Source organism: Muricoccus pecuniae, from assembly GCF_014199205.1.
Classification (GTDB): Bacteria; Pseudomonadota; Alphaproteobacteria; order Acetobacterales; family Acetobacteraceae; genus Roseomonas; species Roseomonas pecuniae.
This window is the reverse complement of record NZ_JACIJD010000007.1, coordinates 151,123-175,784: the sequence shown is the minus strand read 5'-3', so window position 1 is coordinate 175,784 and position 24,662 is coordinate 151,123. Positions and strand designations below refer to the sequence as shown.

23 protein-coding genes are annotated in these 24,662 nt (G+C 74.9%); 9 read left to right on the top strand and 14 right to left on the bottom strand.

Annotation, left to right across the window (positions count from 1 at the left end; all coding sequences use genetic code 11):
* Positions 1-31: 31 nt before the first annotated feature.
* The gene (locus FHS87_RS09570) at positions 32-760 is read right to left on the bottom strand and encodes a uroporphyrinogen-III synthase (RefSeq protein WP_184516893.1); all 729 of its coding nucleotides are present in this window, start codon (positions 758-760) and stop codon (positions 32-34) included.
* A gap of 55 nt (positions 761-815) precedes the next feature.
* The gene (gene hemC / locus FHS87_RS09565; RefSeq protein WP_246418294.1) at positions 816-1,769 is read right to left on the bottom strand and encodes a hydroxymethylbilane synthase; all 954 of its coding nucleotides are present in this window, start codon (positions 1,767-1,769) and stop codon (positions 816-818) included.
* A gap of 113 nt (positions 1,770-1,882) precedes the next feature.
* On the opposite strand from hemC, the gene tsaD reads away from it, so the two are divergent.
* The 3 genes from tsaD to FHS87_RS09550 are packed head-to-tail and all read left to right on the top strand — an operon-like array spanning position 1,883 to position 4,714.
* Positions 1,883-2,911, top strand: coding sequence for a tRNA (adenosine(37)-N6)-threonylcarbamoyltransferase complex transferase subunit TsaD (gene tsaD, locus FHS87_RS09560; RefSeq protein ID WP_184516890.1), 1,029 nt, complete (start codon positions 1,883-1,885; stop codon positions 2,909-2,911).
* The gene (locus tag FHS87_RS09555; RefSeq protein WP_184516888.1) at positions 2,908-3,732 is read left to right on the top strand and encodes a 23S rRNA (adenine(2030)-N(6))-methyltransferase RlmJ; all 825 of its coding nucleotides are present in this window, start codon (positions 2,908-2,910) and stop codon (positions 3,730-3,732) included. The genes tsaD and FHS87_RS09555 overlap by 4 nt, the downstream gene beginning before the upstream one ends.
* Positions 3,733-3,739: 7 nt before the next feature.
* Entirely contained in the window at positions 3,740-4,714 is a 975-nt protein-coding gene (locus FHS87_RS09550) for an NAD(P)H-dependent glycerol-3-phosphate dehydrogenase (protein ID WP_184516886.1), read from the top strand.
* Here FHS87_RS09550 and FHS87_RS09545 read toward each other — a convergent pair.
* Genes FHS87_RS09545 through ccmA form a run of 4 tightly spaced genes read right to left on the bottom strand, consistent with a single transcriptional unit; the run spans position 4,686 to position 7,877 of the window.
* Positions 4,686-6,146: an alginate lyase family protein gene (locus FHS87_RS09545; protein WP_184516883.1), complete on the bottom strand. Its 1,461-nt coding sequence runs from the start codon at positions 6,144-6,146 to the stop codon at positions 4,686-4,688. The two genes, FHS87_RS09550 and FHS87_RS09545, sit on opposite strands and share 29 nt — an antisense overlap.
* A 31-nt stretch (positions 6,147-6,177) precedes the next feature.
* Positions 6,178-6,609 carry a hypothetical protein gene (locus tag FHS87_RS09540; protein WP_184516880.1) on the bottom strand — a complete coding sequence of 144 codons (432 nt, stop codon included), beginning with the start codon at positions 6,607-6,609 and terminating at the stop codon, positions 6,178-6,180.
* 30 nt (positions 6,610-6,639) lie between these two features.
* On the bottom strand, positions 6,640-7,290 hold the full coding sequence (ccmB, locus tag FHS87_RS09535) for a heme exporter protein CcmB (protein ID WP_184516877.1): 651 nt from the start codon (positions 7,288-7,290) through the stop codon (positions 6,640-6,642).
* Positions 7,287-7,877: a heme ABC exporter ATP-binding protein CcmA gene (gene ccmA, locus FHS87_RS09530; RefSeq protein ID WP_312861944.1), complete on the bottom strand. Its 591-nt coding sequence runs from the start codon at positions 7,875-7,877 to the stop codon at positions 7,287-7,289. Before ccmA ends, ccmB begins: the two co-directional genes overlap by 4 nt.
* Positions 7,878-7,981: 104 nt before the next feature.
* On the opposite strand from ccmA, the gene acnA reads away from it, so the two are divergent.
* The 3 genes from acnA to FHS87_RS09515 all read left to right on the top strand — a co-directional run bounded on the left by acnA (position 7,982) and on the right by FHS87_RS09515 (position 12,601).
* Entirely contained in the window at positions 7,982-10,687 is a 2,706-nt protein-coding gene (gene acnA / locus FHS87_RS09525; RefSeq protein ID WP_184516872.1) for an aconitate hydratase AcnA, read from the top strand.
* A 142-nt stretch (positions 10,688-10,829) separates the two neighbouring features.
* The gene (locus FHS87_RS09520) at positions 10,830-11,843 is read left to right on the top strand and encodes a diacylglycerol/lipid kinase family protein (protein WP_184516869.1); all 1,014 of its coding nucleotides are present in this window, start codon (positions 10,830-10,832) and stop codon (positions 11,841-11,843) included.
* Complete coding sequence (locus tag FHS87_RS09515) at positions 11,840-12,601, top strand: metallophosphoesterase family protein (RefSeq protein ID WP_184516866.1); 762 nt, start codon at positions 11,840-11,842, stop codon at positions 12,599-12,601. The genes FHS87_RS09520 and FHS87_RS09515 overlap by 4 nt, the downstream gene beginning before the upstream one ends.
* 178 nt (positions 12,602-12,779) lie before the next feature.
* Here FHS87_RS09515 and FHS87_RS09510 read toward each other — a convergent pair whose 3' ends face one another.
* Genes FHS87_RS09510 through ptsP form a run of 3 tightly spaced genes read right to left on the bottom strand, consistent with a single transcriptional unit; the run spans position 12,780 to position 18,094 of the window.
* Positions 12,780-14,639 (bottom strand): fructose-specific PTS transporter subunit EIIC, encoded by a 1,860-nt coding sequence (locus FHS87_RS09510; RefSeq protein ID WP_184516863.1) that lies wholly within the window; start codon positions 14,637-14,639, stop codon positions 12,780-12,782.
* Between the two features lie 21 nt (positions 14,640-14,660).
* Entirely contained in the window at positions 14,661-15,611 is a 951-nt protein-coding gene (locus tag FHS87_RS09505; protein ID WP_184516860.1) for a 1-phosphofructokinase family hexose kinase, read from the bottom strand.
* A complete protein-coding gene (ptsP, locus tag FHS87_RS09500) occupies positions 15,608-18,094 on the bottom strand; it encodes a phosphoenolpyruvate--protein phosphotransferase (RefSeq protein ID WP_184516858.1) in 2,487 nt (828 codons plus the stop codon). The genes FHS87_RS09505 and ptsP overlap by 4 nt, the downstream gene beginning before the upstream one ends.
* 381 nt (positions 18,095-18,475) lie before the next feature.
* Between ptsP and FHS87_RS09495 the strand changes: the two genes are divergently transcribed.
* Positions 18,476-18,826, top strand: a complete 351-nt coding sequence (locus tag FHS87_RS09495) for a cupin domain-containing protein (protein WP_184516855.1) — start codon at positions 18,476-18,478, stop codon at positions 18,824-18,826.
* 6 nt (positions 18,827-18,832) lie between these two features.
* On the opposite strand, the gene FHS87_RS09490 is transcribed toward FHS87_RS09495, so the two are convergent.
* Together FHS87_RS09490 and FHS87_RS09485 are read right to left on the bottom strand one after the other, a co-directional pair.
* The gene (locus tag FHS87_RS09490; protein ID WP_184516853.1) at positions 18,833-19,879 is read right to left on the bottom strand and encodes an MBL fold metallo-hydrolase; all 1,047 of its coding nucleotides are present in this window, start codon (positions 19,877-19,879) and stop codon (positions 18,833-18,835) included.
* Between the two features lie 15 nt (positions 19,880-19,894).
* On the bottom strand, positions 19,895-21,211 hold the full coding sequence (locus FHS87_RS09485; RefSeq protein ID WP_246418278.1) for an erythromycin esterase family protein: 1,317 nt from the start codon (positions 21,209-21,211) through the stop codon (positions 19,895-19,897).
* A 223-nt stretch (positions 21,212-21,434) separates the two neighbouring features.
* Between FHS87_RS09485 and FHS87_RS23720 the strand changes: the two genes are divergently transcribed.
* Together FHS87_RS23720 and FHS87_RS09475 are read left to right on the top strand one after the other, a co-directional pair.
* Positions 21,435-21,761, top strand: coding sequence for a hypothetical protein (locus FHS87_RS23720; protein WP_246418277.1), 327 nt, complete (start codon positions 21,435-21,437; stop codon positions 21,759-21,761).
* Positions 21,762-21,794: 33 nt separating this feature from the next.
* Positions 21,795-22,445: a phosphoribosyltransferase gene (locus tag FHS87_RS09475; RefSeq protein WP_184516849.1), complete on the top strand. Its 651-nt coding sequence runs from the start codon at positions 21,795-21,797 to the stop codon at positions 22,443-22,445.
* Positions 22,446-22,486: 41 nt separating this feature from the next.
* On the opposite strand, the gene FHS87_RS09470 is transcribed toward FHS87_RS09475, so the two are convergent.
* The 3 genes from FHS87_RS09470 to FHS87_RS09460 all read right to left on the bottom strand — a co-directional run bounded on the left by FHS87_RS09470 (position 22,487) and on the right by FHS87_RS09460 (position 24,597).
* On the bottom strand, positions 22,487-23,647 hold the full coding sequence (locus FHS87_RS09470) for an SDR family oxidoreductase (protein ID WP_184516846.1): 1,161 nt from the start codon (positions 23,645-23,647) through the stop codon (positions 22,487-22,489).
* A 209-nt stretch (positions 23,648-23,856) separates the two neighbouring features.
* On the bottom strand, positions 23,857-24,195 hold the full coding sequence (locus FHS87_RS09465) for a hypothetical protein (RefSeq protein ID WP_184516844.1): 339 nt from the start codon (positions 24,193-24,195) through the stop codon (positions 23,857-23,859).
* Between the two features lie 156 nt (positions 24,196-24,351).
* Positions 24,352-24,597 (bottom strand): hypothetical protein, encoded by a 246-nt coding sequence (locus tag FHS87_RS09460; RefSeq protein ID WP_184516842.1) that lies wholly within the window; start codon positions 24,595-24,597, stop codon positions 24,352-24,354.
* Positions 24,598-24,662: the final 65 nt, after the last annotated feature.

Below are 24,662 nucleotides of genomic sequence, written 5' to 3'. Positions count from 1 at the left end.
GTCCTTCTGGTCCGGCGGGAAGGGGCAGCGATTACAGGCAGGGGCCGAGCAGGGCCAGAAGCGCGTCCTGATCCGGTCTCGGCGCTACGTCCAGCCCCCCCCAGGACAGGCCCCCGGGCTCCCGGACCAGCGCCTCCGCCACGCGGCCGCTCAACGCGATGGCGCGGATGCCGGTTGCTGCGCCGCCGAAGCCGCCCTCTCGCATCAGGGAGAGGATGGCGCGGGCGCTGCGCGGTGAGAAGAAGAGGGCGGCGCGAAGCGTGCCGTCCCGCAGCGCGGCGCGGGCCTCGGCGGGCAGCTCGGTGGCTTCCGCCGCGGCATAGGCCTCCCGCCGGATCACGGCGAGGCCACGGGCGGCGAGGCTCGCGGCGAGCTCGTCGCCATAGCCCCGGCCGGAGGCCAGCAGCACCGGCCCATCCCCCGGCTCCAGCCTCGCCGCGGCGAGTTCCGCGAGGGAGGCGCCGTCCCCCTCGGCCGCGAGGACGCGGAGGAAGCCGGCGGCGCGGGCGGCCGCGGCCGTCCCCTGCCCCACCGCCAGCACGGGCCGCTCCGGCGGCCAGACGGCGGCGAGGGAGGGAATCGCGGCGGCGCTGGGCAGCAGCGCGGCCTGTGCCTCCGGGGCGGGGGCGAAGGGGACGGGGGAGAGGGTCAGCGCCGGCGCCAGCACGGGCCGCCAGCCGAGCGCCGCCACGCGCGCGGCGGTGGCCGCCGCCCCCGGCTCGGGCCGGGTGACGAGGCAGCCCGGACGATTGGCCGGCACCCCGGCCCCAGGGGCTGCGCCCTGCGCTGCGGCCCCCGGGGCTGCGCCCCGTCTCTCAGCCAAAGATGTCGGAGGGGCTGTCCGCGCGCAGGCTCTCGCCCAGCTCCTGGCCGATCGCCTCCGCATCGGCCACGGCGCCGTGCAGGCTGCGCTTGAGCAGGAAGGAGCCGTCGGGCCGCGCGACCAGCCCCGTCAGGTGCAGGCGCCCGTCCGGCAGCAGCCGGGCATGGCCGCCGATGGGGGTGCGGCAGGAGCCGTCCAGCGCCGCCAGCAGCGACCGCTCGGCGCGGGAGACGGCGCGGGCCTCGCGGTCCTCGATGCCGCCGAGAAGCTCGTGCAGCTCGGTGTCCCCCGCGCGGACGGTGACGCCGATGATGCCCTGGCCGGCGGCGGGCACCATCGCCTCGGGGTCCAGCACCACCATCCCCTCGGGGGAGAGGTCCATGCGGCGCAGCCCGGCCAGGGCGAGCATCGTGGCGTCCGCCTCGCCCTCGGCCAGCTTGCGGAGCCGGGTCTGCACGTTGCCCCGGATCATGCTCACCTGCAGGTCCGGCCTGGCATGGAGGATCTGCGCCTGGCGCCTGAGGCTCGCCGTGGCGAGCCGCACCCCGGCGGGGATGCTGCCCACGGGGTCCGCGGGGTCGAGCGCGCCGAGGATGCCGGGGCCGGGGATCAGCACGTCCCGGCTGTCCTCGCGCCTGAGGGTGCAGGCGAGCACCACCCCGGGCGGCATCTCCGTCTCCAGGTCCTTGAGGCTGTGGACGGCGAAGTCGATCCGCCCATCCAGCAGCGCCTCGTGGATCTCCTTGGCGAAGAGGCCCTTGCCGCCCACATCCGCGAGCCGCCGGTCCTGGATCCTGTCGCCCGAGGTCTGGATGACGTGCTCCTCGAAGGCGCCCGCATTCCGCAGCACGGGGCAGAAGCGCAGCACCATGTCGAGGAAGCAGCGCGTCTGCCACAGGGCGAGCGGCGAGCCGCGCGTCCCCACGCGGAGCGGCAGGGAGCGCATATGGGGCCGCACGCGCGGGGTTCCCGCAGAGGGCCTGGCGCCCGGAGGGGCGGGATGGGCAGACAGCATGGCGGCGTCTTAGAACCAGGCCGCGAATCGTGAAAGGCGGAGATATGGACCCGCGCGGGCCGGTGCTCGGAATCGAGAGCAGCTGCGACGAGACGGCGGCCGCCGTGCTGGCCCCGGATGGGGCGGTCCTGGCCGAGGCCGTGTTCAGCCAGACCGAGGACCACGCCCGCTTCGGCGGGGTGGTGCCGGAGCTGGCGGCGCGCGCGCACCTCCTCCACCTGCCGGGTCTGGTGGCGGGGGTAATGGGGCGGGCGGGCCTTCTCCCGCGCGATCTCGGCGGCGTGGCCGCCACCTCCGGCCCCGGGCTGATCGGCGGGCTCATCGTCGGGGCGAGCTATGGCAAGGGCATCGCCATGGCCAACGGCCTCCCCTTCGTCGCGGTGAACCACCTGGAGGCCCATGCCCTCACCCCGCGCCTGCCCGGGTTGCTGCCGGGCGGGGCGGCCTTCCCCTATCTTCTCCTGCTCCTCTCCGGCGGGCACTGCCAGTGCGTGGCGGTGGAAGGGCTCGGGCGCTACCGCCGCCTCGGCACCACGCTGGACGACGCGGTAGGCGAGGCCTTCGACAAGGCGGCCAAGCTCCTCGGCCTCCCCTGGCCGGGCGGCCCGCATCTGGAGCGGCTGGCGAAGGAGGGCGATGCCTCGCGCGTGCCTCTCCCCCGCCCGCTCCTCGGCCGGCAGGGCTGCGACTTTTCCTTCTCCGGGCTGAAGACCGCCGTGGCCCAGGCCGTGGCGAAGGGCACTGCCGCGCCGGCCGACATCGCCGCCGCCTTCCAAGCCTCGGTCGCCGCCGTGGTGGCGGACCGGGCGCGCCACGCCCTCGCCATGGCGCCGGGGGCCACGGCGCTCGTCGTCTCGGGCGGGGTGGCGGCCAACTCGGCGGTGCGGGAGGCGCTCGCCTGCGTGGCGGCGGGGGCCGGCCTGCCCCTGGTGGCGCCGCCCGTTCGCCTCTGCACCGACAATGCCGTGATGGTCGCCTGGGCGGGGATCGAGCGGCTGCGCGCCGGCCTCACCGATCCCTGGGACCACGCCCCCCGCCCGCGCTGGCCGCTGGACGAGCTCGCCGCCCCATGAACTATCGCCACGCCTTCCACGCCGCGAACTTCGCGGACTGCACGAAGCACGCGCTGCTGCACGCCCTCGTCCTCGCGCTGCTGCGTAAGCCCACCCCGTTCCGCGTCCTCGACACCCATGCCGGGATCGGCCTCTACGACCTGCAGTCCGAGCAGGCCCGCCGCACGGGGGAGTGGCGGGACGGCATCGGGCGGCTGGAGGGGGTGGCGGAGGGGCCGCTCCTGCCCTGGCTGGAACGCGTCCGCTCCTTCCCGCGCGGCACCTATCCCGGCAGCCCCGCCCTCATCCGCGCGATGCTTCGTCCGGGTGACCACCTCGCCCTGTGCGAGCTGCATCCAGAGGACGCCGCGACCCTCCGCGCCGCCTTCAAGGGCGATGCCCAGGTCTCCGTCCACAAGCGGGACGCCTATGAGGCGCTGGCCGCCCTCACCCCCTTCCCCGAGCGGCGCGGCCTCGTGCTGATGGACCCGCCCTTCGAGGCGGAGGGCGAGTTCGAGCGGCTGGCCGGGGGCATGGCCGCCCTCTCCCGCCGCTTCCGCCCGGCGATCCAGGCCGCCTGGTATCCGATCAAGCACCGCGCCCCCGTCCGCGCTTTCCAGGATGCTCTCGCCGCCTCCGGGCTACGGGACGTGATCGCCTGCGAGCTGTGGTTGCGCGAGCCGACGGACCCCACGCGGCTGAACGGGAGCGGGCTCGCCGTGGTGAACCCGCCCTTCGGCTTCGCCGACACGGCGCGCGCCATCCTCGCCGCCCTGGAGGCGCGCCTGTCGGACAGCGAGCGCGGCGCGGGCTGGGCGGTGACGGAGATCGTGCCAGAATGAGGACTCGATGAAGGTCGCGGTGATCGGCGCCGGCGCCTGGGGCACGGCGCTCGCCCTCCAGGCGCTGCGCGCGGGGGGAGAGGCGTGCCTCTGGGCGCGGGACCCCGGACGGGCGGAGGCCATGGCAGCCGCGCGCCGCAACGCGCTGCACCTGCCCGGCACGCCCCTGCCGCCGGAACTCCATGTCACCGCCGATGCGGGCGCCGCCCTGTCGGGCGCCGGCCTCGCGGTCCTCGCCGTGCCGACCCAGTATCTCGCGGCCGTGCTGGAGGGGCTGCCGGCGCTGCCGCCCGCGATCCTCGTCGCCAAGGGGGTGGAGGCCGGCACGTTGCGCTTCCCCCTGGAGATCCTGGCCGAGGCCCGGCCGGACACGCCCGCCGCCCTGCTTTCCGGCCCGAACTTCGCGCATGAGGTGGCCGAGGGCCTGCCCGCCGCCGCCGTCCTCGCCAGCACCGATGCGGGGCTGCGGGAGGCGGCGATGGCCCGCCTCGCCTCCCCCGGCTTCCGCCTCTATGCCGGGGTGGATCCGGTGGGGGTGGAGGTGGCGGGGGCGGCGAAGAACGTCGCCGCCATCGCGGCGGGCGCGGCCATCGGCGCTGGTTTGGGGGAGAACGCCCGCGCCGCCATCGTCACTCGTGCCCTGGCCGAGATCGCGCGCCTCGCCATCGCGCTCGGCGGGCGGGCGGACACGGTGGCCGGGCTCTCCGGGCTGGGCGACCTGATGCTCACCTGCGCCGGGGCGGCGAGCCGCAACTTCTCCCTCGGCCTCGCCATCGGGCGGGGGGAGCGGGCGGCGGATGTCCTGGCCTCCCGCAGCTCCGTCACCGAGGGGGCGGCGACCGCCCCTGCCCTTCTCGCCCGCGCCGCTCGGGCGGGGGTGGAGATGCCGGTCTGCGCCGCCGTTGCCGCCGTGCTGGACAGCTCCCTCTCCGTACGGGAGGCCGTCGGGCAGCTCATGGCCCGGCCGCCGCGGGAGGAGTAGGCGCCCCCGGCCTCCACCACCCCGTCACCTCCCCGCCCAGCCAGGGGGAGGTGTAGGGGCGGAAGGGAGCCAGGGCCTCATCCAGCTCCGGCGCGGGCTGGGCGGCGGCCGCGATCTCAAGCCCCGGGGCGCGGGAGAGTGGCGAGGCGCCCTCGGGCAGGAAGGGATCGGCCTGCGCCACCCCGGCGGCGGCCTCCATCCGCACGGGATCGCGCGCGGCGGCGAGGCAGAAGTCCCTGAGGCGGCGGAAGGCGTCCCGCTCCGCCTCGGTGAGCGCCGCGCCGTTCGCCGCGGCCAGCCTCTCCAGCGCCGCCACGGCGTCCAGCGCGAAGAGGTGGTAGTGCAGCGCCATCGCGCCGCGCCGCAGCTCCTGCGGCAGGGCCCCGCGCTCGTCCACCTGGGCGAGCTGCCCGCGCAGGCGCTCCATCCCCCAGTCGAGCAGCGCGCGGTCCCCCGCGGCGATGCCGGAGGCCGCGAGGGCCAGCCCGGCCCAGGCCGCCTGGTTGTTGCGGACATCGCTGATCAGCGCCTCGGAGCGGCGGTCGTGCCGGGGCCGCACCTCCCGTGCCACCGCGGCCAGCCAGCGCCCGGTGCGGGTGACTCGCGCCGGCTCCAGCCCCGGCGCCTCCCGGATCGCGAGGAAGCTCAGGGCCGCCCCCGCCAGGGTCCAGCCGCGGTGGTAGTCGCCCTGGAGGTTGAAGGCGCCGAGCAGCGCGCCGTTCCGGGCCCAGTGGTCCATCGCCTCCAGCGCGCAGGCCGCCGCCCCGGCCTCGCCGCGGCGGTGCCGGGCCAGGGCGCGCTGCACCAGCGCCAGCCAGTCCCGCAGCGGCCGGGCCGCCGCCTCGTCCATGGCGAGGCGCCTCGGATCCGGGCGGGAGAAGGCGGGGTCGAGGAAGTAGCCGAAGCCCTCCAGGCTCCGCACGGGCGCTGGGCGAGGCTCGCAGGGCGCGGCCTCCCCCGAGGGCGATGGCGCCGGGAGGAAGGGGCCGGCGAGGGCTGCGGTTTCCGCCATGGCCGGGGATGTGGGCGCGATGGCGGAGGCCGCGGCCCCGGCAAGGGCACCGGGGATGAGTGCACCGGGCACCGCCGCCGCGGCCGGCGGGGGCGTCGGGCGCTCGCCGCCCGCGGGGGACGCTGCGCGGGCAGCGGCCGGGCGCGATGGGGTGGCCGGGGTGGCGGCTCTGGCCTTGGAGCGCGCGGCCTCCGGGCGGGGCGCCACCTGACGCCGCTCCCCGGCCCTCGCCGCCGGGCGTGCCGCGGCGCCCCCGACCGGTCGCGCCTCCCGCTTGGCCGGCGGGCGGGCAGCGGCTCCGGCGCGCGGGGAGGCCTGCACGCCCGGCCTCGCGGGAGTCGATTGCGCGCCGACCGGTGCCGGGGGGATCAGCGTCAGGGAGAGGAGGAGCAGCGCGGCGAGGCGGGTACGGGGCAGCATCCCGCCATCCTGCACCGCGCGGCCCGGCGCGTCAGGCCTCGGGACCTCCCGCGGCCTCGGGGAAGAGGGGCAGATCCCCGCCCTCGCCCGCCCGCCGCCGCGCGCGGGCGGCCTCGGATGAGCGGTGGCGCAGCAGCTCGTCGAGCAGCCGGTCCATCGTCTGCCAGAGCGGCTCGCTCCCCTTGCGCTCCTTCATCACCAGCGCGTGGGCGGCGAGCGTCACGTTCAGCGTGCCGCGCGTGGTTTCCGGGCGCGGCATCCGCATCTGGACGAGCGCCTTCTCCACCTCCTCCAGCGGGGCGCCGATCGCCTCCGCGATCTGGGCGGGCTCGTGCCCCATGCGGCGCAGGCGCCGCGCCTCGTCGCGCTGCCGCGGCGGCAGCGCGATGGAGGGGCGGAGCGCCACCGTCCGCCGCGACATCTCGCCCGAGCCGGTGCCGGGCGGCTTTCCCTTGAAGGCCATGGTCTTATTGAACGCCGGACCCGTTTCGCTTCAACCCTCCCGCAGAGCGGCCCCCGCCGCAAGCGGCGCGAGCGGCAACGCCCCCGCGAGGAAGGCGCCGAGCAGGAGGAGGAAGGGCCGCGCCTCGGCTCCCCCCGCGGCCGCCTCGATCGCGCCGGCGGCGAAGATCACCACGGGCACCGCGAGCGGCAGCACGAGCAGCGGCAGCAGCACCCCGCCCCGCCGCGCGCCGAGCGTCAGCGCCGCGCCGAGCGTGCCGAGGAGCGAGAGGATGAGGGAGGAGAGGCCGAGGGCGAGGATCGCCACCCCCCAGGCATCGGTCGGCAGGGCCAGCAGCGCGGCCGAGACCGGCGCGGCCAGCAGCAGCGGCAACCCCGTCACCGCCCAGTGCGCCGCCGCCTTGGCCGCCGCAAGCCCCGCCGGGGGGAGCCCCGCCGTCAGCAGCAGATCGAGCGAGCCGTCCTCCGCCTCGGCCGCGAAGAGGCGGTCCAGCGGCAGCAGCGCCGCCAGCAGCGCCGCCGTCACCAGAGCGCCGGGGGCGAGCCGCGCGAGCGCGTCGGGGGACGGGCCGACGCCGAAGGGGAAGAGCGCGCAGACGATGACGAAGAACAGCACCGCCGCCAGCGCCTCGGCGGGGTGGCGGAGCGCGAGGCGCAGCTCCCGGAGGAAGACGGCGATCACAGCGCTACCTCCCGCGCGTCCGGCAGGGGCAGCGGCAGGTGGGTGGCGGCCAGCACGATCCCGCCCCGCGCCCGGTGAGCCGCCAGAAGCGCGCCGAGCCGGGCCACGGAGGCGGTGTCGAGCCCCAGGGTGGGCTCGTCCAGCAGCCAGAGCGGGGCATCCCCCAGGGCGAGCCGCGCCAGCGCCAAGCGCCGCCTCTGCCCGGCCGAGAGGCTGCGGCAGGGCAGCCCCGCCAGCGCCGAGAGGCCGAGCGCGGCCAGCGCCGCCTCGGGCTCGCCACCGCGCAGCCGCGCCCAGAAGGCGAGGTCCTCGCGCGGGGTCAGGGCCGGCTTGATGGCGTCCTGGTGGCCGAGATAGCGGGTGCGGGTGCCGTGCGCGGCCGAGTCGTCTGCCACGTCCTCCCCTTCCCAGAGCACGCGCCCCGCGGCCGGGCGCAGCAGGCCCGCGAGGGCGCGGAGCAGGGTGGACTTGCCCGCCCCGTTCGGGCCGAGGAGGAGCAGCGCCTCTCCGGGCCGGGCGCGCAACGAAAGACCGGAGAAAACAACCCGCCCGCCGCGCCGGATCGCCAGGCCTTCCGTCGCCAGCACGGCTTCCAATATCCCCTGCGAGAAGAGCCCGGCCCCTGGACCGGGAAGCACCGCCATGCTTCAAGCTGGCCTGAAATTCAAGCACGCACGGGGAATTGCGACGCATGAGCAAGAACGGTCAGGACAGCCTCAAGACCAGGCGCACGCTCTCGGTCGACGGCAAGACCTACCACTACTTCTCCATCCCCGAGGCCGGCAAAGCCCTGGGCGCGGACTTCACCCGCCTGCCGAACAGCCTGAAGGTTCTGCTGGAGAACGTCCTCCGCTTCGAGAACGGCGGCACCTACACCGTCGATGACGCGAAGGCGATCGCGGGCTGGCTCGAGAAGGGCCAGTCCGACAAGGAGGTTCCCTTCCGCCCCGCGCGCATCCTCATGCAGGACTTCACCGGCGTCCCCGCCGTGGTGGACCTGGCCGCGATGCGCGACGGCATGCTCAAGCTCGGCGGCGACCCGCAGAAGGTGAACCCGCTCGTCCCCGTGGACCTCGTGATCGACCACTCCGTGATGGTCGACGTCTCCGGCACGCCGGACGCGCTGAAGAAGAACGTGGACCTGGAGTACGAGCGCAACAACGAGCGCTACGAGTTCCTCCGCTGGGGCCAGGGCGCCTTCAACAACTTCCGCGTCGTGCCGCCCGGCACCGGCATCTGCCACCAGGTGAACCTCGAGTACCTGGCCCAGGTGGTGTGGACCGACACGGATGCGGGCGAGACCTTCGCCTATCCCGACAGCTGCTACGGCACGGACAGCCACACCACCATGGTGAACGGCCTGGGCGTGCTCGGCTGGGGCGTCGGCGGCATCGAGGCCGAGGCCGCGATGCTCGGCCAGCCCATCGCCATGCTCATCCCCGACGTGATCGGCTTCAAGCTCACGGGCAGGCTGCGCGAGGGCGTGACGGCGACCGACCTCGTGCTCACCGTCACCCAGATGCTCCGCAAGAAGGGCGTGGTCGGCAGGTTCGTCGAGTTCTACGGCGCCGGCCTCTCCAACCTGCCGCTCGCCGACCGCGCGACCATCGGCAACATGGCCCCGGAATACGGCGCGACCTGCGGCTTCTTCCCCGTGGACGAGGTGACGCTCGGCTACCTCCGCCTCTCCGGGCGCGAGGAGCACCGCATCGCCCTCGTCCGCGAGTTCTGCAAGGCGCAGGGCATGTGGCGCGAGGACACGACGCCCGACCCCGTCTTCACCGACATGCTTGAGCTCGACCTCGCGACCGTCGTGCCCTCCATGGCCGGCCCGAAGCGCCCGCAGGACAAGGTGGTGCTGACCGAGATCGCCACCTCCTTCCAGAAGGAGCTGCCGAACCTCGCCGTCGAGGGCGCGCCCCCGCCCGGCTCGCGCGTGCCGGTGGCCGGCGCGAACTACGATCTCGGCCATGGCGACGTGACGATCGCCGCCATCACCTCCTGCACCAACACCTCCAACCCCTATGTGCTGGTGGCCGCCGGCCTCGTCGCCCGCAAGGCGCGGGCCAAGGGGCTGGCTCCGAAGCCCTGGGTGAAGACCTCCCTCGCCCCGGGGTCCCAGGTGGTGACGGACTACCTCAACGCCTCCGGCCTGCAGGCCGACCTGGACGCCATCGGCTTCCAGACCGTCGGCTACGGCTGCACCACCTGCATCGGCAATTCGGGCCCGCTGGCCGACCCGATCGTGGACGCGATCGAGGACCACAAGCTCGTCGTCGCCTCCGTGCTCTCGGGCAACCGCAACTTCGAGGGCCGCGTGCACCCGAACGTGCGCGCGAACTACCTGGCGTCCCCGCCGCTGGTGGTGGCCTACGCCCTCGCCGGCACCATCACGAAGGACATCACGACCGAGCCCCTGGGCAACGGGTCCGACGGCCAGCCCGTCTACCTGAAGGACGTGTGGCCGACGCAGGCGGAGATCAACGAGGTCGTGGAGCGGGTCCTGACCCGCGAGATGTTCCAGTCCCGCTACGCCGATGTCTTCAAGGGCGACGAGCACTGGCAGGGCATCCAGGTCGAGACGGGCACGGACACCTATCGCTGGAACTCCGGCTCCACCTATGTCCAGAACCCCCCCTACTTCGAGGGCATCTCGCCCGAGCCGGCGCCGGTCGGCTCCGTGCACGGCGCGCGGGTGCTGGCGGAACTCGCGGACAGCATCACCACCGACCACATCTCCCCCGCGGGCTCCATCAAGAAGGCCTCTCCCGCCGGCGAGTACCTGCTGGAGCACCAGGTCCGGCAGAACGACTTCAACTCCTACGGCGCGCGCCGCGGGAACCATGAGGTCATGATGCGCGGCACCTTCGCCAACATCCGCATCAAGAACGAGCTGGTGCCCGGCATCGAGGGCGGCATCACGAAGCACTTCCCCTCGGGCGAGGTGATGCCGATCTACGACGCCGCGATGCGCTACAAGGCCGAGGGCGTGCCGCTGGTGATCTTCGGCGGCAAGGAGTACGGCACCGGCTCCTCCCGCGACTGGGCGGCGAAGGGCACGATGCTGCTCGGCGTGAAGGCCGTGATCGCGGAGAGCTTCGAGCGCATCCACCGCTCGAACCTCGTCGGCATGGGCGTGCTCCCGCTGGTGTTCAAGCCGGGCGAGGACCGCAAGAGCCTGGGCATCACGGGCGACGAGACGATCGACATCCTGGGCCTCGAGAACCTGAAGCCCCGGATGCTGCTCGACATCGTCATCCGCCGCGCCGACGGCACGGAGACCCGCACCCAGGTGCAGTGCCGCGTCGATACGGCGGACGAGGTGCAGTACTACCGGCAGGGCGGCATCCTTCACTACGTCCTCCGCTCCATGGCGGGGGTGCAGGTCGCGGCCTGATCCGCGCGCCGCAGGGCAGTGATCGGAAGGGGGCGCGGGCCGAGGGGCCCGCGCCCCTTTTCCGTCCGGGCGGCAACCCCCCTGTGCGCCGCCGCGTTCGCCCGGCGCAATGACGGACCGGAACGCGGATGATCGGCAGGGCATGAGGCGGGCCGCACTGGTCCTGAACAACCGCGCCGGCACGCTGGCCGGGCGGCCCGAGCTGCCGGAGCTGATCGAGGAGGCGCTGCGCCGTGCGGGCTTCGACCTCACCGTCATCGGGGAGGACGCGGCCGCCGACATGGGCGGCCGGGTGGAGGCCGCGATCGCGACCGATGCCCCGATCGTCATCATCGGCGGCGGGGACGGCTCCATCCGCAGCATCGGCGCCCGGCTGGCGGGAACGGACCGCGTCCTCGGCATCCTGCCGCTGGGGACGCTGAACCTCCTCGCCCGCGACCTCGGCATCCCTCTCGACCCGCTGGAGGCCGCCGAGATCCTCGGCCGCTCCTCGCCGCGCGCCATCGATGTGGGCGAGGTGAATGGCGAGGTCTTCCTCTGCCAGTCGGTGATCGGCATCACCAACAATGTCGGCCGCGCGCGCCAGCGCTTCCGGCGCAGGGGGGGCTTCTACGCCACCGTCCGCGTCGTGCTCGCGGCCATCCGCGCCCTACTCCGGCAGCGCCCGCGCCGGCTGATGGTCAACGCGCCGGGCTGGAACAGGCCCTGGCGGGTGTGGACGCGCGCCATGTCGGTCGTGAACAACGGCTATGAGGAGGGAACGGGCGTGATGTTCCACCGCCCCCGCCTCGATGGCGGTGCGCTCTACCTCTACGTGACCCGCAGCTTCTCCCTCGGCTGGGCCGCGAAGATGCTGATCGCGATGGCGCTCGGGCGGTGGCGGCAATTGGGGGACATCGCCATCCTCTCCTCCCCCGCCTTCACCATCTACTCCCGCCGGCACAGCATGCTGACGATGAATGACGGCGAGGCGGCGGTGCTGCGGACGCCCCTGCGCTACAGCCTTCGCCCGCGCGCCCTCATGGTTCTCGCTCCCCCCGGGGAGGCGGCCATCGCCGAGGAGGAGGGGCGGCCCGAGACGGCCACCCCCTCCCCGGCCCTCGCCACGGCGGGAACACAGGCGGCCGGCGGCGCGTCGGTGGCGGGGCGGGGATGAGGCGGATCGACCACATCTCGGACCTGCATTTCTGCCGCGTGGACAAGCGCGCCACCGATGCGCTGCTCGCCCGGCTGAACGAGGATCCCGCCGATCTCGTCGTCGTCTCCGGCGACCTCACCATGCGCGCGCGGCGCCACGAGTACCGCGCCGCCCGCGACTTCCTCAACGGGCTGACCTCTCCCTGGCTCGCCGTGCCGGGCAACCACGACATCACCGCCTACTACCCCTGGGAGCGGTTCCTCGATCCCTTCGGCCGCTGGCGCGGGATGGTGGCCGACGAGACGGAGCCGATGTTCGAGGACGAGGAGATCCAGGTGATCGGCCTCAACACCGTGTCCCGCGGCGGGCTGCACCTGCAGTGGGAGAACGGGAAGATCCCCCGCGCCGGCCTGCTGCGCCTCCTGCGCCGCCTGCGCCGCCTGGAGGAGGGACGGTTCCGCATCGTGGTCGCGCACCATCCCTTCCTGGCGCCGCCCGAGGGACCGGGCACGCCCACGGTCAAGCGCGGGGAGCGGGCGCTGCGCGACCTCGCGCGCGGCGGCGTCCGCCTCGTGCTCTCGGGCCATCTCCATGTCGGCTACCACAACACGCATCTCATCCGCGCCGAGGAGGGCGAGGCGCTCACCGTCCTCCAGGCCGGCTCCGCCACCTCCACCCGGCTGAGGGGCGAGTCCAACGCCTACAACCGGATCGTGGTGGAGGAAGGGCGCGCGCGCTGGATGGCGCATCACTGGGACGGAGAGGCCTGGCTCTGACACCCGCCGTCGCGCCGGGTGGACTCGCGCTGGGCAGAACCGCCCGGCCACCCCGGCACGGTGAAATGCCGGGGAAGGCCGGGATCGGGAGGCGGCCACGGGACCGAGGATGCCTGGCCGTCCTTGATGCGCCCGATCGGCTCTCCAGGGCTGCGCGCCGCCCTTCGGCGGGTGGCGGTCAGGCCGCCCCTACCACCTCCACGGCCGGCCGCTTCGCCACGGCCACCAGCACCGCCGCCACGACCGTCCCCGCCGCGATGGCGGCGAGGTACATCGCCACGTTCCCGACCGCGCCCGGGATCAGCAGCACGAAGAGGCCCCCATGCGGCGCCCGCAGCGTGCAGCCGAAGAGCATGGAGAGCGCCCCCGTCACCGCGCCGCCGATCATCATCGTCGGGATCACCCGTAGCGGGTCCCGCGCCACATAGGGGATCGCCCCCTCGGAGATGAAGCAGAGGCCCAGCACGCCCGTCGCCTGCCGCGCCTCGATCTCTGAGGCCACGAACTTGCGCGGCGCGAGAAAGGTGGCGAGCGCCAGGGCGAGGGGCGGCACCATGCCGGCCGCCATGGTCGCGGCCATCGGCCCGAAGGAGGAGGAGGAGAGCAGGCCGACGGTGAAGGCATAGGCCGCCTTGTTCACCGGCCCGCCCATGTCGAAGCACATCATCGCCCCGAGCAGCGCGCCGAGCAGCACGGCATTGGTGGAGGACATGCCGCCGAGCCAGGCGGTGAGCCCCTCCAGGATTCCCTTCATCGGCGCGCCGACGACATAGACCATCAGCAGCCCCGTGATCGCCGTGGCGAGCAGCGGGATCACCAGCACGGGCATCAGCCCCTGGATCCCCTCGGGCAGCCTCACCTTGTCGGCGATCAGCCGCGCCGAGTAGCCCGCGATGAAGCCGGAGACGATGCCCCCGAGGAAGCCGGCGCCGAGCTGCTGCGCCAGCAGCCCGCCGATCAGCCCCGGCGCCAGCCCCGGGCGGTCCGCGATGGAATAGGCGATGAAGCCCGAGAGCACGGGCACCATCAGCAGGAAGGCCGCGCCGCCGCCGATCTGCATCAGCGCGGCCGGGAGGGTCCCCGGCTCTTTGAAGGCCTCGATGCCGAAAACGAAGGAGAGGGCGATCAGCAGCCCGCCCGCGACCACCACGGGCAGCATGTAGGAAACGCCGGTCAGCAGGTGCTTATAGGGGCCGGAGCCCCCCTTCCCGCCCGCCCGCGCGGCCGGCGGCGCGGCCCGGGCGGCGGCAGGCGCGGCCGCCGGGGCCTCGGTGGCGAGCGCCGCCTCGATCACCGCCGGAGCCTTCTTCAGGGCCGAGCCGGTATCGGTCTGGTACAGCGCCTTGCCGGAGAAGCGGGAGAGGTCCACCGCCGTGTCGGCCGCGATGATGACGGCATCGGCGCGGGCGATCTGCTCCTCGGTCAGCACGTTCTTCGCGCCCACCGAGCCCTGGGTTTCCACCGCGATCTCATGGCCCATGGCGGTGGCCTGCCGCTTCAGCGCCTCGGCGGCCATGAAGGTGTGGGCGATGCCCGTGGGGCAGGCGGTGATCGCCACGAGGCGCTTCGTGCCGCCCGGTGCCGCCGCTGGTCCCGTCGCGCTCCCCGGCGCCGAGACGGCGCCCGCATCCACCCGCGCCGCGCCCTCGCCCGGTGCGCCGGCCGGCGCCGGCACGACGGGGTCCAGGACGACACCCGCCGAAACCGGAGTTGGAGCCGCCGCGGGCGCGCCGCCCAGGGCCAGCGCCGCGTGGATCGCCCCGGCGGGGTCGCGGATCGCGGAGGCCGTGCTCGTCACATGCATCGGCCGCCCGCCCAGCGGCCCGGTGTCCAGGCGCGTGTCGGTGGCGAGCACCACGGCATCGGCCGCGAGGAGCGTCGCCGCGTCCGGCCAGGCGCCCGGGCCCGCGGAGGGGTCGACCACCCGCGCCTCAACCTCGTGCCCCAGCAGCGCGCCCTGCTTCTTCAGCGCCTCGGCCGCCATGACCGAGTGCGCGGTGCCGGACGGGCACGCCGTCAGGGCCAGGATCCTGCTCATCTCAAACGCCCCTTCCCATTCCTAAGCCGCATCCGGCAGGGCCTCGACCTCGACCGCCTCCGCCAACGCCGCGATCTCCGCCGCATCGGGCAGGCGCGGCCCGAGGGTGGAGAGGGCGCCGAGGGAGAAGGCCGTCGCCAGCCTCGCCCTGCCCGCCAGGTCCAGCCCCCGCAGCGTGCCCATCAGCCAGCCCGCCACCATCGCGTCCCCCGCCCCCACGGTGGAGACGAGGGCGCGCGGGCGCCCGACGGCGTGGACCCGCGCGTCGCCCTCGGCGAAGACCGCGCCCTCCGCGCCGAGGGACACGATCACCGTCCCCACCCCGCGCGCCTGCACCTGCCCCACGGCGGCGGCGGCATCGGCCACGCCCGCCACCCGCTCGCCCAGGAGCTCGCCGAGCTCCTCGCCATTCGGCTTGATCGCGTCCGGCCCCGCCCCGAGCGCGGCGGCGAAGGGCGGGCCGGAGGCGTCCAGCAGCACCTTCGCCCCGGCCGCGCGGGCCTCCCCCAGCAGCCGCGCGTGCAGCCCCGGCGAGGCCCCGCGCGGGAGGGAGCCGCAGAGGGCCACCCAGCCGCACTCCGCCGCCGTCGCCCGCACGGCCGCGGCCAGAGCGTCCTCGGCCGCCGCGTCCACCGCGAATCCGGGGAAGTTGAGGTCGGTCACGCGCTCGTCGTCCTCGACGATCTTCACATTCGTCCGCGTGCTGCCGGCGACCGGGAGGAAGCGGTCCGCGATGCCGCCCGCCGCCAGGAAGGCGCGGAAGGCGGCGGCGTTCGCCTCGCCCAGCCAGCCCGTCGCCAGCACCGGCACCCTCGCACCCTGCGAAGCGAGGAAGCCCGCCACGTTGATCCCCTTGCCGCCGGGATCCTCCTGCGCCTCGCGCACCCGGTTCACCGCGCCGGGTACCAGGGCACTGAGGCGGGTCGTCAGGTCCAGCGCCGGGTTCGGCGTGACGGTCGCGACGCCCCTCATGCGAGCGCCCTCACCTCGGCGGCCGTGCCGCAGGCGAGGGCGCGCTCCGCCAGCCGCCGAGCGTCGCTCATCCGCAACCCGCGCACGCGCGCCTTCAGCTCCGGCACGGAGGGCGGGCTGACGGAGAGCTCGTCCACCCCGAGGCCCACCAGGATGGCGCAGGCCTCGCGCTCCGCGGCGAGATTGCCGCAGACGCCGACCCACTTCCCCTCGGCATGGGCGGCCCGCACGACCTGCCCGATCAGCCGCAGCACGGCGGGGTGGAGCCCGTCCGCCTTCGTCGCCAGGGCGGGGTGCATGCGGTCCATCGCCAGCACGTACTGCGTCAGGTCGTTCGTCCCGATGGAGAAGAAATCCACCTCCCGCGCCAGCACGTCGGCCATGGTGGCGACGGAGGGCACCTCGACCATGATGCCCACCTCCATCGGCGGGGCGCCCAGCTCGGTGCGCACGGCCTCCAGCGCGGCGCGGCCCTCGCGGTACTCCTCCAGGCTCGCGACCATGGGGAACATCACCTTCACCGCCCCCGCCGGCGCCGCCCGGGCCGCGCGCGCGATGGCGCGGAGCTGGGGGCGGAACAGGTCCGGCCGGGCGAGGCAGAGGCGCAGGCCGCGGATGCCGAGGAAGGGATTGTCCTCCCGCGGCAGGCGCAGATAGGGCACCTCCTTGTCCCCGCCGATGTCGAGGGTGCGGACGATCAGCGGCAGGCCGCGCAGCGCCTCCGTCATCGCGTGCAGCGCCTGGAACTGCTCCTCCTCGTCGGGGGCGGCCTCGCGGTCGAGGAAGAGGAACTCGGTGCGGAGAAGCCCCACCCCCTCGGCGCCCGCGGCCACGGCGGCGGCGGCCTCGGCGGGGGTGCCGATATTGGCCACCGTCTCCAGCCGGCGCCCGTCCCGGGTGAAGGCGGGCCGGTAGGCGGCCTCCCGCGCCTCGGCATCGGCGGCCTGCCTCTCCGTGCGCGCGGCCTCGGCGAGGGCGCGGTCATGCGCGTCCGGCTCGGGCAGCAGCACGCCGCCATCGCCGTCCAGCACCGCCTCGGTGCCGTCGGGGATGGAGAGGATCCCCTCCCCCAGCCCGGCGACCGCCGGCAGGCCGAGGGCGCGGGCGAGGATGGCGGTGTGGGAGTTCGGCCCGCCCAGCGCGGTCGCCAGGCCGAGCACGCGCTTCACGTCCAGCCCCGCCGTATCGGAGGGCGCGAGGTCCTCGGCCAGGAGGATCACGGGATGGTCCGGCAGGGCGAGGCCGGGGGCCTCCGCCGCGCCGGAGAGGATGCGCACCACCCGCGTGCCGACATCGCGCACGTCCCGCCCGCGCTCGGCCAGCAGCTTGTCGGAGAGGGATTCCATCTCCTTCGCCCGCGCCTCCGTCACCGCCCGCCAGGCAGCGGGGGCCGAGAGGCCCGCCGCCACCCGCGCCCGGGCGGCGCCGACCAGCTCGGGATCGTCCACCAGTTCCTGATGCGCGAGGAAGATCGCGGCCTGCTTCGAGCCGGAGCGCGCCGAGACCTCTGCCTGCAGCGCCCGCAGCTCCTCATGCGCCCGCGCGAGTGCCGCCCCCAGCCGTTGCGCCTCCCCCGCCGGGTCGCCGGCCGGGGCTTCCTCCGCCGGGGCGGGGGGCGCGGCGTGGCGCAGGCGGTGGGTGCGGGCGATGGCGAGGCCGGGCGAGGCCGCGACGCCCCGCCGCGCCGCGCCCCGGTAGGGCACCGCCGCGACGGCCCGCGCGGCGGGGGCGGGCTCCTCCGGCTCGTCCGTGTCGCCCAGGCCGCCCGCCACGGCCTCGGCCAGGGCGCGCACGGCCGCCGCCCCATCCGCCCCGCGGGCCGCGATCTCCAGCACGGCCCCGCGCTCGGCGCCGAGGGTCAGCAGGGCGGCCATGGACTTGCCGTTGGCCAGCTTGCCCCCGTGCCCCACCAGGATCTCGGCCGCGAAGCCTTTGGCCAGGGTGGCGAAGGCGGTGGCCGGGCGGGCGTGAAGGCCGGCATGGCCGGTGATCCCGGCGCTCGCGCGGTGGTCGTAGTCATCGGGCAGGGCCGCGGGCCGGGCCGGTGCCGCGGGCGCCGCGCCGCCGAGGGCGCGCAGGATCTCCCCCTTGTCGCGGGTGCGTCCGAGCGCCTCCGCCAGGGCGGGTTCCTGCAGCACCCCGGTCAGGGCCGCCAGCACCTGCACGTGCTCGTCCGACTGGGCGGCGATGCCGATGGCGAGGTGGACGGTCTGGTCGTCCCCCCAGCTCACGCCGCCCGGGAACTGCGCGACGGCGACGGCGGTGCGGCGGACCATGCCCGCATCGCCGCGCAGCCCGTGGGGGATGGCGATGCCGCTGCCGAGATAGGTCGGCACCTGCCGCTCCCGCGCGAGCATGCTGTCGCCGTAGCCGGCATCCACGCTGCCCTCCCCCGCCAGGATCGCGGCGGTCTGGCGGATGGCGTCCTCCTTGTCCCGGGCCGTCAGCCCGAGACGGACGAGGGATTCCGTGATCGCCACCATGCGCGCCTGCCTCCTGCCCTCCCCCTGCTCCTGGGCGGGGAGGCCCCTGATCCGGGAAGAGGGGTGTCCTTCGGGGATTTCTCCCCGCTTGCCCAGGGAAGTGCGCACCCCTTCCGCTATCGCAAGGGAACGCGGGAGAGGCCTCCCCGGCGTCACCGGGCCGCCCGCGGGAGGGTTCGGGGGGCCGCGCCCGCCCCTCGGGCGGGGTCAGGCGGCCGCGGCGCGGGTGGCCGGCTCGACAGCGACGCCCGTTGTCGCGGACGCCGTGCGAGCCCGGGCAGCCGGCCCGCCCGGCCGCAACCGGCGCCCCTGCCGCGTGTTTGGGTCGGGCATCGGCGCCCGCCCCTCTCCGGGAGGCGCGAACCCGCCCAGGAGCGACGCATGCCCGACACGACCGTGATCAAGGTGGATGGCGCCTACTCGCCCAAGGGGCCGGAGGGGCAGAAATACCTCGCCAACGGGCGCTCGCTCTCGATGCGGCTGTGGGAGCGGGAGGCGCCGGGCGAGTCCAAGGCCCCGGTGCGGCGGGACTACGAGACGGTCGGCTACGTCATCTCCGGCCAGGCCGAGCTGCTGATCGAGGGCCAGGCCGTGCTGCTGCACCCCGGCACCTCCTGGGTCGTGCCCAAGGGGTCGGAGCACAGCTACCGCATCCTGGAGGAGTTCACCGCGGTCGAGGCGACCACCCCGCCCGCCGAGGTCCACAGCCGGGACGAGCCCGCCGGGGACTAGGACCCCTCAGCCGCCGGAGAGGAGGATCTCCCCTCCCGGCGCGACCCGCCCGCCGGCCGCCTCCGCCACCTCGGCCAGCAGCCATGCCTCCCCGCCGGGATAGCGCGGGGAGAAGTGGAAGGGCTCGACCCGCCTCGCCCCCGCCGCGCGCGCGATCTTGCCCGCAGCACGCGTGGTGAGGTGCCGGCGGTCGAGGGCGATGGCCGCGTCGGCGGCGGCGAAGGGCGCCTCGATGAGGAGGATGTCCGCGCCGCGCGCGAGGGCGATGGCCGCCTCCCGGTTCCCCGGCGTGTCGGCGAAGTCCGTGAGATAGGCGAGGCGCTGCCCGGGGGTGACGGAGACAAGGTCCCGCAGCTCGCCCAGCGGCATCACCGCCGCCTCCCGCGCGCCGGAGGGGCGGGCGAAGACGGCAACGGGGTGGTCGTCCGGCCGCCCCTCCGCCACCGCCGCCTTGAGCCCGGCGAGCCAGGGCCCGACGGGAAGGCCTTGCGCCTCCAGCCGCGTGCGCCAGACATTCAGGTGCAGCCCCTCCTCCAGCGCGAAGCCGAGGGAGGGCGTGCCGTGGTCGAGCACCGCCGCGCGCAGGCGCAGCGGGCCCGTCCGCAGGACCGTGCCATCAGCTTCCGCGGGGAGCGGCGCCAGCTCCTCCCGCGCGAAGCCGTTGTGGAGGCGCAGGCGGGTGCGCGGCATCTCCGCGCCGCCCGTCACCTCCGTCACCTCGAAGACGAGGTCGGCGGGGATGCGGTGGGCGAGGTTCCAGGTATAGGCCCCGAGACGGTGGAACAGGCGCTGCGCGAAGCCCGCCGGCCCGACGACGGCGAGGCGCTTCTCCCGCCCGATCAGCAGGCGCAGCAGCCGGTCGAAGCCGGCCCAATGGTCCATATGCGCGTGGGAAACCGCCAGCAGCTCCACCCGCAGCAGGTGCCGCGGCGAGAGCGCCGAGAGGTCCCCGCAATCGAGCAGGACGGCGCCGGGATGGTGCAGCGCCTCGACATAGACACCTGGGTCGCCACCCCGCCCGTTGAGCAGGCGGGGATGGAGGGTCGGCGTCAAGGCGCCCGCGCCCGGTCAGAGGCCGGAGGGATAGGTGTCCTCCCCGCCGCCTCTCTCCTGCGCAACGGGCAGGGGCGTGACGGCGCGCGTCTCGTCGAACCAGACGAGCGCGTCGAACTGCTCGGGCAGGACGCAGCCGACGTAGTGGCTCCACCGCTCCGTCTCCGGCCGGTAGATCACGCCGATGAAGCGCTCCAGCCGCTTCTCCGCCAGCGCCTCGCGCACGGGGTCGTGGACGCCGGCGCGGAGGTCCAGCAGGAAGCGCGGCACGCCGCTGTCATGCGCCAGCCGCTCGTAGCTGTCGGGGCGCGAGGGATTCACGCGCTTCACCTCCATCGGCTCGTCCCAGTCGGTCGCGCAGGCGACGGTGCCGGTATGGGTGCCGAAGCCGACCAGCGCCGCCTCCGCCCCGAAGCGCTCGCGGCAGAGCTGGCCTAGATTCAGCTCACCGCGATCCATGCCCATCTCCGTGCGGGAGGCATCGCCGATATGGGAGTTGTGCGCCCACACCACGGCCTTCGCGCCGGGTCCCTTCGCCTCCAGCAGGGAGAGGAGCGTCTCGAACATGTGGGTGTCGCGCAGGTTCCAGCTCTTCGCGCCGCCGTAGTACATGGCGCGGTAATAGGCCTCGGCGTCGCGCACCAGCCGCGCGCTCGCCTCGGCATCGAGGAAGCTCTCGCCGTCGCCGTAATCGGCGCGGTGCTCGACCAGCTCGCGCAGCATCTTCACCGCTCCCTCCTCGCAGGGAGCGAAGCCGCGGGTCAGCGCCATGCGGCCGTAATCCTGGGGTTCCTCCATCCAGGGCATGAGGCAGCCGTAGCGCTCCCGCGCGACGCGCGCCGCCTCCGGGTCGACCCCGTCGAGATAGCGCAGCACGGCCTCGACCGAGGCGGAGAGGTTGTAGAGGTCGAGCCCGTAGAACCCCGTCCGCTCCCCCTCCCCCCGCGCCGCGTTCCAGCCGCGCAGCCAGACGAGGAAGGCTGCCACATCCGTGTTGCGCCACATCCAGGTCGGGAAGCGGGCGAAGGGGCGCTCGGCGCCGGGCACGGCGGGGCGGCCGAGCAGCGCCCGGTTGACCGTGGCGGCATCGGGCCAGTCCGCCTCCACCGCCACGATGGTGAAGCCGTGCGCCTCGACCAGCCGGCGGGTGATGGCGGCGCGGGCGCGGTAGAACTCGGAGGTCCCGTGGCTCGCCTCGCCCAGCAGCACCACGCGCGCGGAAGCGAAGCGGTCGAAGAAGGCGCCGAAGGAGGGATCGTCGGGATCGGGCAGCGGCTCGGCCGCCGCGCCGATCATCGCGGGAAGGGAGGCGGTCGGGATCGTGTCGGGCATGCTGCGTCCTTCCCTGCGGGCCGCGTCCGGGCCAGGGGCCGCACCGCAGGAGCCGGGTCGTCGTCCGGCACACGCTCCTCCCCTGCACGGTCCGGCGATAAGGGGCTGAACGCACCATCTTTCAAAGAGTCGCAGCGCCTTTCCCGGGAACGCGGGGCCGGGCCGCACGTTCCCCCCATGCGGCATCAGGGCCGCTTGGCCGGCAAGGAAGGAGGGCGCTCGGATGCGGTTCGGAAATGCGGGCGGTCCCGTCACGCGGCGCCGCGGCGCCGCGCCGGTGTGGCGCGCGACGCTGCTCTCGCTTCTCCTCCTCTCCGTCGGGACAGCGGCGGCGCAGAGGAACGGGGGAGGCGCCCCGGACACCCCCGCGACGGGCGGCGCGGCGACGCAGGCGCCGCTGGGCGGCGGCACCGCGCGGGGCGTGGTCCCGCCGCCCCCGGGGCTCGATCCCGGCATCCGCGCGCCCGTGCCGGAGCCGGCACCGAGCACCACCCCCGTGATCCCGCCGCCCGGAACCCCCGGGGGCGATCCCCGCGTCCAGCCGCGCTGACGCGGCCGGGCCCGCCATGCATCCGGGGCGAGCATGACCTTCCTCAACCGCGCCGAGGCCGGCCGGGCGCTCGCCGGGCGCCTGGCCCATCTGGCGGGGGAGAGGCCGGTGGTGCTCGCCCTGCCCCGCGGCGGCGTTCCCGTGGGCTTCGAGATCGCCCTCCGGCTCGGCGCCCCGCTCGACCTCCTCCTCGTCCGCAAGCTCGGCGCGCCCGGCATGCCCGAGCTCGCCATCGGCGCGTTGGTGGAGGGCACGCCGCCGGAGATGGTGCTGAACGAGAGGATCCTGCGCGAGCTCCGCGTCAGCGACGCCTGGCTGGCGGAGGAGGCGGAGCGGCAGCGCGCCGAGATCACCCGACGGCGGGCGGCCTATCTCGGTGCCCGCCGCCCGCCCGTGCCGCTGGAGGGCCGCACCGCCGTGGTGGTGGATGACGGCGTGGCGACCGGCGCCACGATACGCGCGGCCCTGCGCGGGCTCGCCGCCCGGTCCCCGCGCCGCATCGTGCTGGCCGTGCCGGTCGCCCAGGCCGATCTGGCCGAGGCGCTGCGCGGGTTCTGCGACGAGGCGGTGATCCTGGAGGCCCCACACAGCCTGGGCGCCGTGGGCCTGCACTACGGCGACTTCACGCAGACCGGGGACGCGGAGGTGGTCGCGCTGCTGGGCCGGGCGGCAGACGGCTTCTGACGCCGCCGCGCCCGGCAGGAGAGGCCGCGGGCGGCCCTTCCCTATTTCGACTTCGGCCCGGGCGGGCCCGGAGGAATGACGGCTTCCATGAAGCGGAAGCTGGCGGTCAGCCCGGCATCCATCATGCGGAAGGGCAGCGCGGCCCATTCCAGCGGCATGGCCGCGAGGGAGGTGGCCATGGCCAGCGGCGCGCCCCCGCTCTCCGGGTTCTGGCGCCAGCCCCCCGTCACGCCGCGCCCGTCGGGATAGGTGTCGAACAGCGCGCCCGTCGTGTCCTCGCTCGGTCCGGAGGAGAGGAAGCCGGTATGCAGCATCCGCCCCGTCATCCAGGTGGTCAGGCCGGGGGTGAGGCGCTTCTGCGCCGCCGCGATCTTGCCGAAGCCGCCGACGATCACCTCCGCCTGCGGGCGGGAGAGAAGGCTCACCACCGTCTCCGCCACCTCTTCCGGCGTGTAGACCGGCGGGGCGGCGCGCACGTTGCGGCCGCTGAAGTTGGCCGCGTGCTGGAAGAAGGGCGTGTCGATCACCGAGGGCATGACGGTGCAGATCCGGATCGCCGGCTGGTCCAGCACCTCCTGCCGCAGCGCCTCGGAGAAGCCGCGGATGGCGAACTTGCTCGTGGCATAGGGCGTGCCGTCGGGCTTGGCCGTCTCGCCCACGATGGAGGCGTTCTGCACCAGCGTGCCGTGGCCCTGCTTGCGGAACTGCAGCATCGCCACCCGCGCGCCGTGGACATAGCCGAAGAGGTTCGTCTCGATGACGCGCTTCCAGGCATCCATCGGGATGGATTCCAGCCGGCCGAAGCAGCCGACGCCGGCATTGTTGAACCAGAGGTCGATGCGTCCGAAGCGCTCGATCGCCCGCTGGCCGAGCGCCTGGACCTGATCCTCATGCGTCACATCGGTCGTCACGGCGATGGCGGTGCCGCCGAGGGCCTCGCATTCGCGCACGGCATCCTCGAGCATGGAGGTCCGCCGCGCCGCCAGCACGAGGGAGGCGCCGCGCTTCGCGAAGGCCTGTGCCGTTGCGCGGCCGATGCCGCTGGACGCCCCGGTGATGACCACCACGGGCCCGTCCCCGGCCGTTCCGCGGGCCGGGGAGCCGGACGATCCCGCCACCGGCGCCGGCAACCGGGAGAGCCCGCTCGCCTCCCCGCCCATACCGGCCTTCATGCCCTGCTCGGACGGCAGATTGTCAGCCATGCCAGATCACCATTCCCTGAATTAGCGCGCCTGGAACTCGCGTGCGCGCCTGGAATTCGCGTGGAGGAGCGCCCCGCGCGTGGCGGGCCGCACGGATGGCGCGGCTGCCGCGGCCCCGCCCTAACCTATGCGAGTGCTCCCTCCCCCGATCCCGTCACCTCTCCGCGACCGGCTGCGCGGAAGCGGGCAGGTTCGCGGGGCGTCCGGCCTCAGCCGCCCGCTTTCAGGCGCCGCGCCGCACGGCGGAGCAACCAGCCCATGGGGCCCGGCGCCTCGGTGATGGCCCGCTGCAGCGTCCGAAGCTCGGCCTCGGCCCTCGACCGCGCGAGGCTCGCCTCCACCGCCTGGCCGCGCGCGACCTGCTGCCCCTCCTCCAGCGCGGCGAGGCGCCGGGCGGTCACGGCCGCGATCCCGTCGCGCTCGACCGCCCTCAGCTTCGCCCGCGTCTCCTCCAGTTCCCGGCTGAGCCGGGCGACCTCGGTCACGAGGTCCGAGGCGCGCGGGCCCGCCCCCTTCCCCGCTGGCCGGTTGCGCTGACGCCGGCTCACGCCCGTCCCCCCATGCTGTCCGCTGCCATGATGCCCATGCCCCTTCCCCCTCGCTCGCCCCCTGTGCGCCCGAACGGGACACCGGGCAACGCCCCGGGGCGGAGGAGCACAGGGAAGCCCTTCAGCCCGACGAGCACGGCCCGCGACGACCCCGCCCTAGCCGCCGCCCTGCCCCTTGCGGCGGCCGACCAGCCGCGAAACCACCATCAGCAGGATGCCGAGCGCGATGATGCCCGAGGTGGCCGGCGAGGAGCGGATCGCGTCGATGATCGCGGCGGGCACCCAGACGAAGGAGTCGATCACCACCCTGGGAATCCAGAGCAGCCGGTCCCAGCCCACGACATGGGCGGCCACGCCGACCGCCACGAGCAGGACGCCCAGGGACCACAACCTCGCCGACATCAAGCCTCCCCTCCCCCCTGGCCGGCACCCCGCAGGACGGGACCGGAGCACCGCCGGGAGGAACG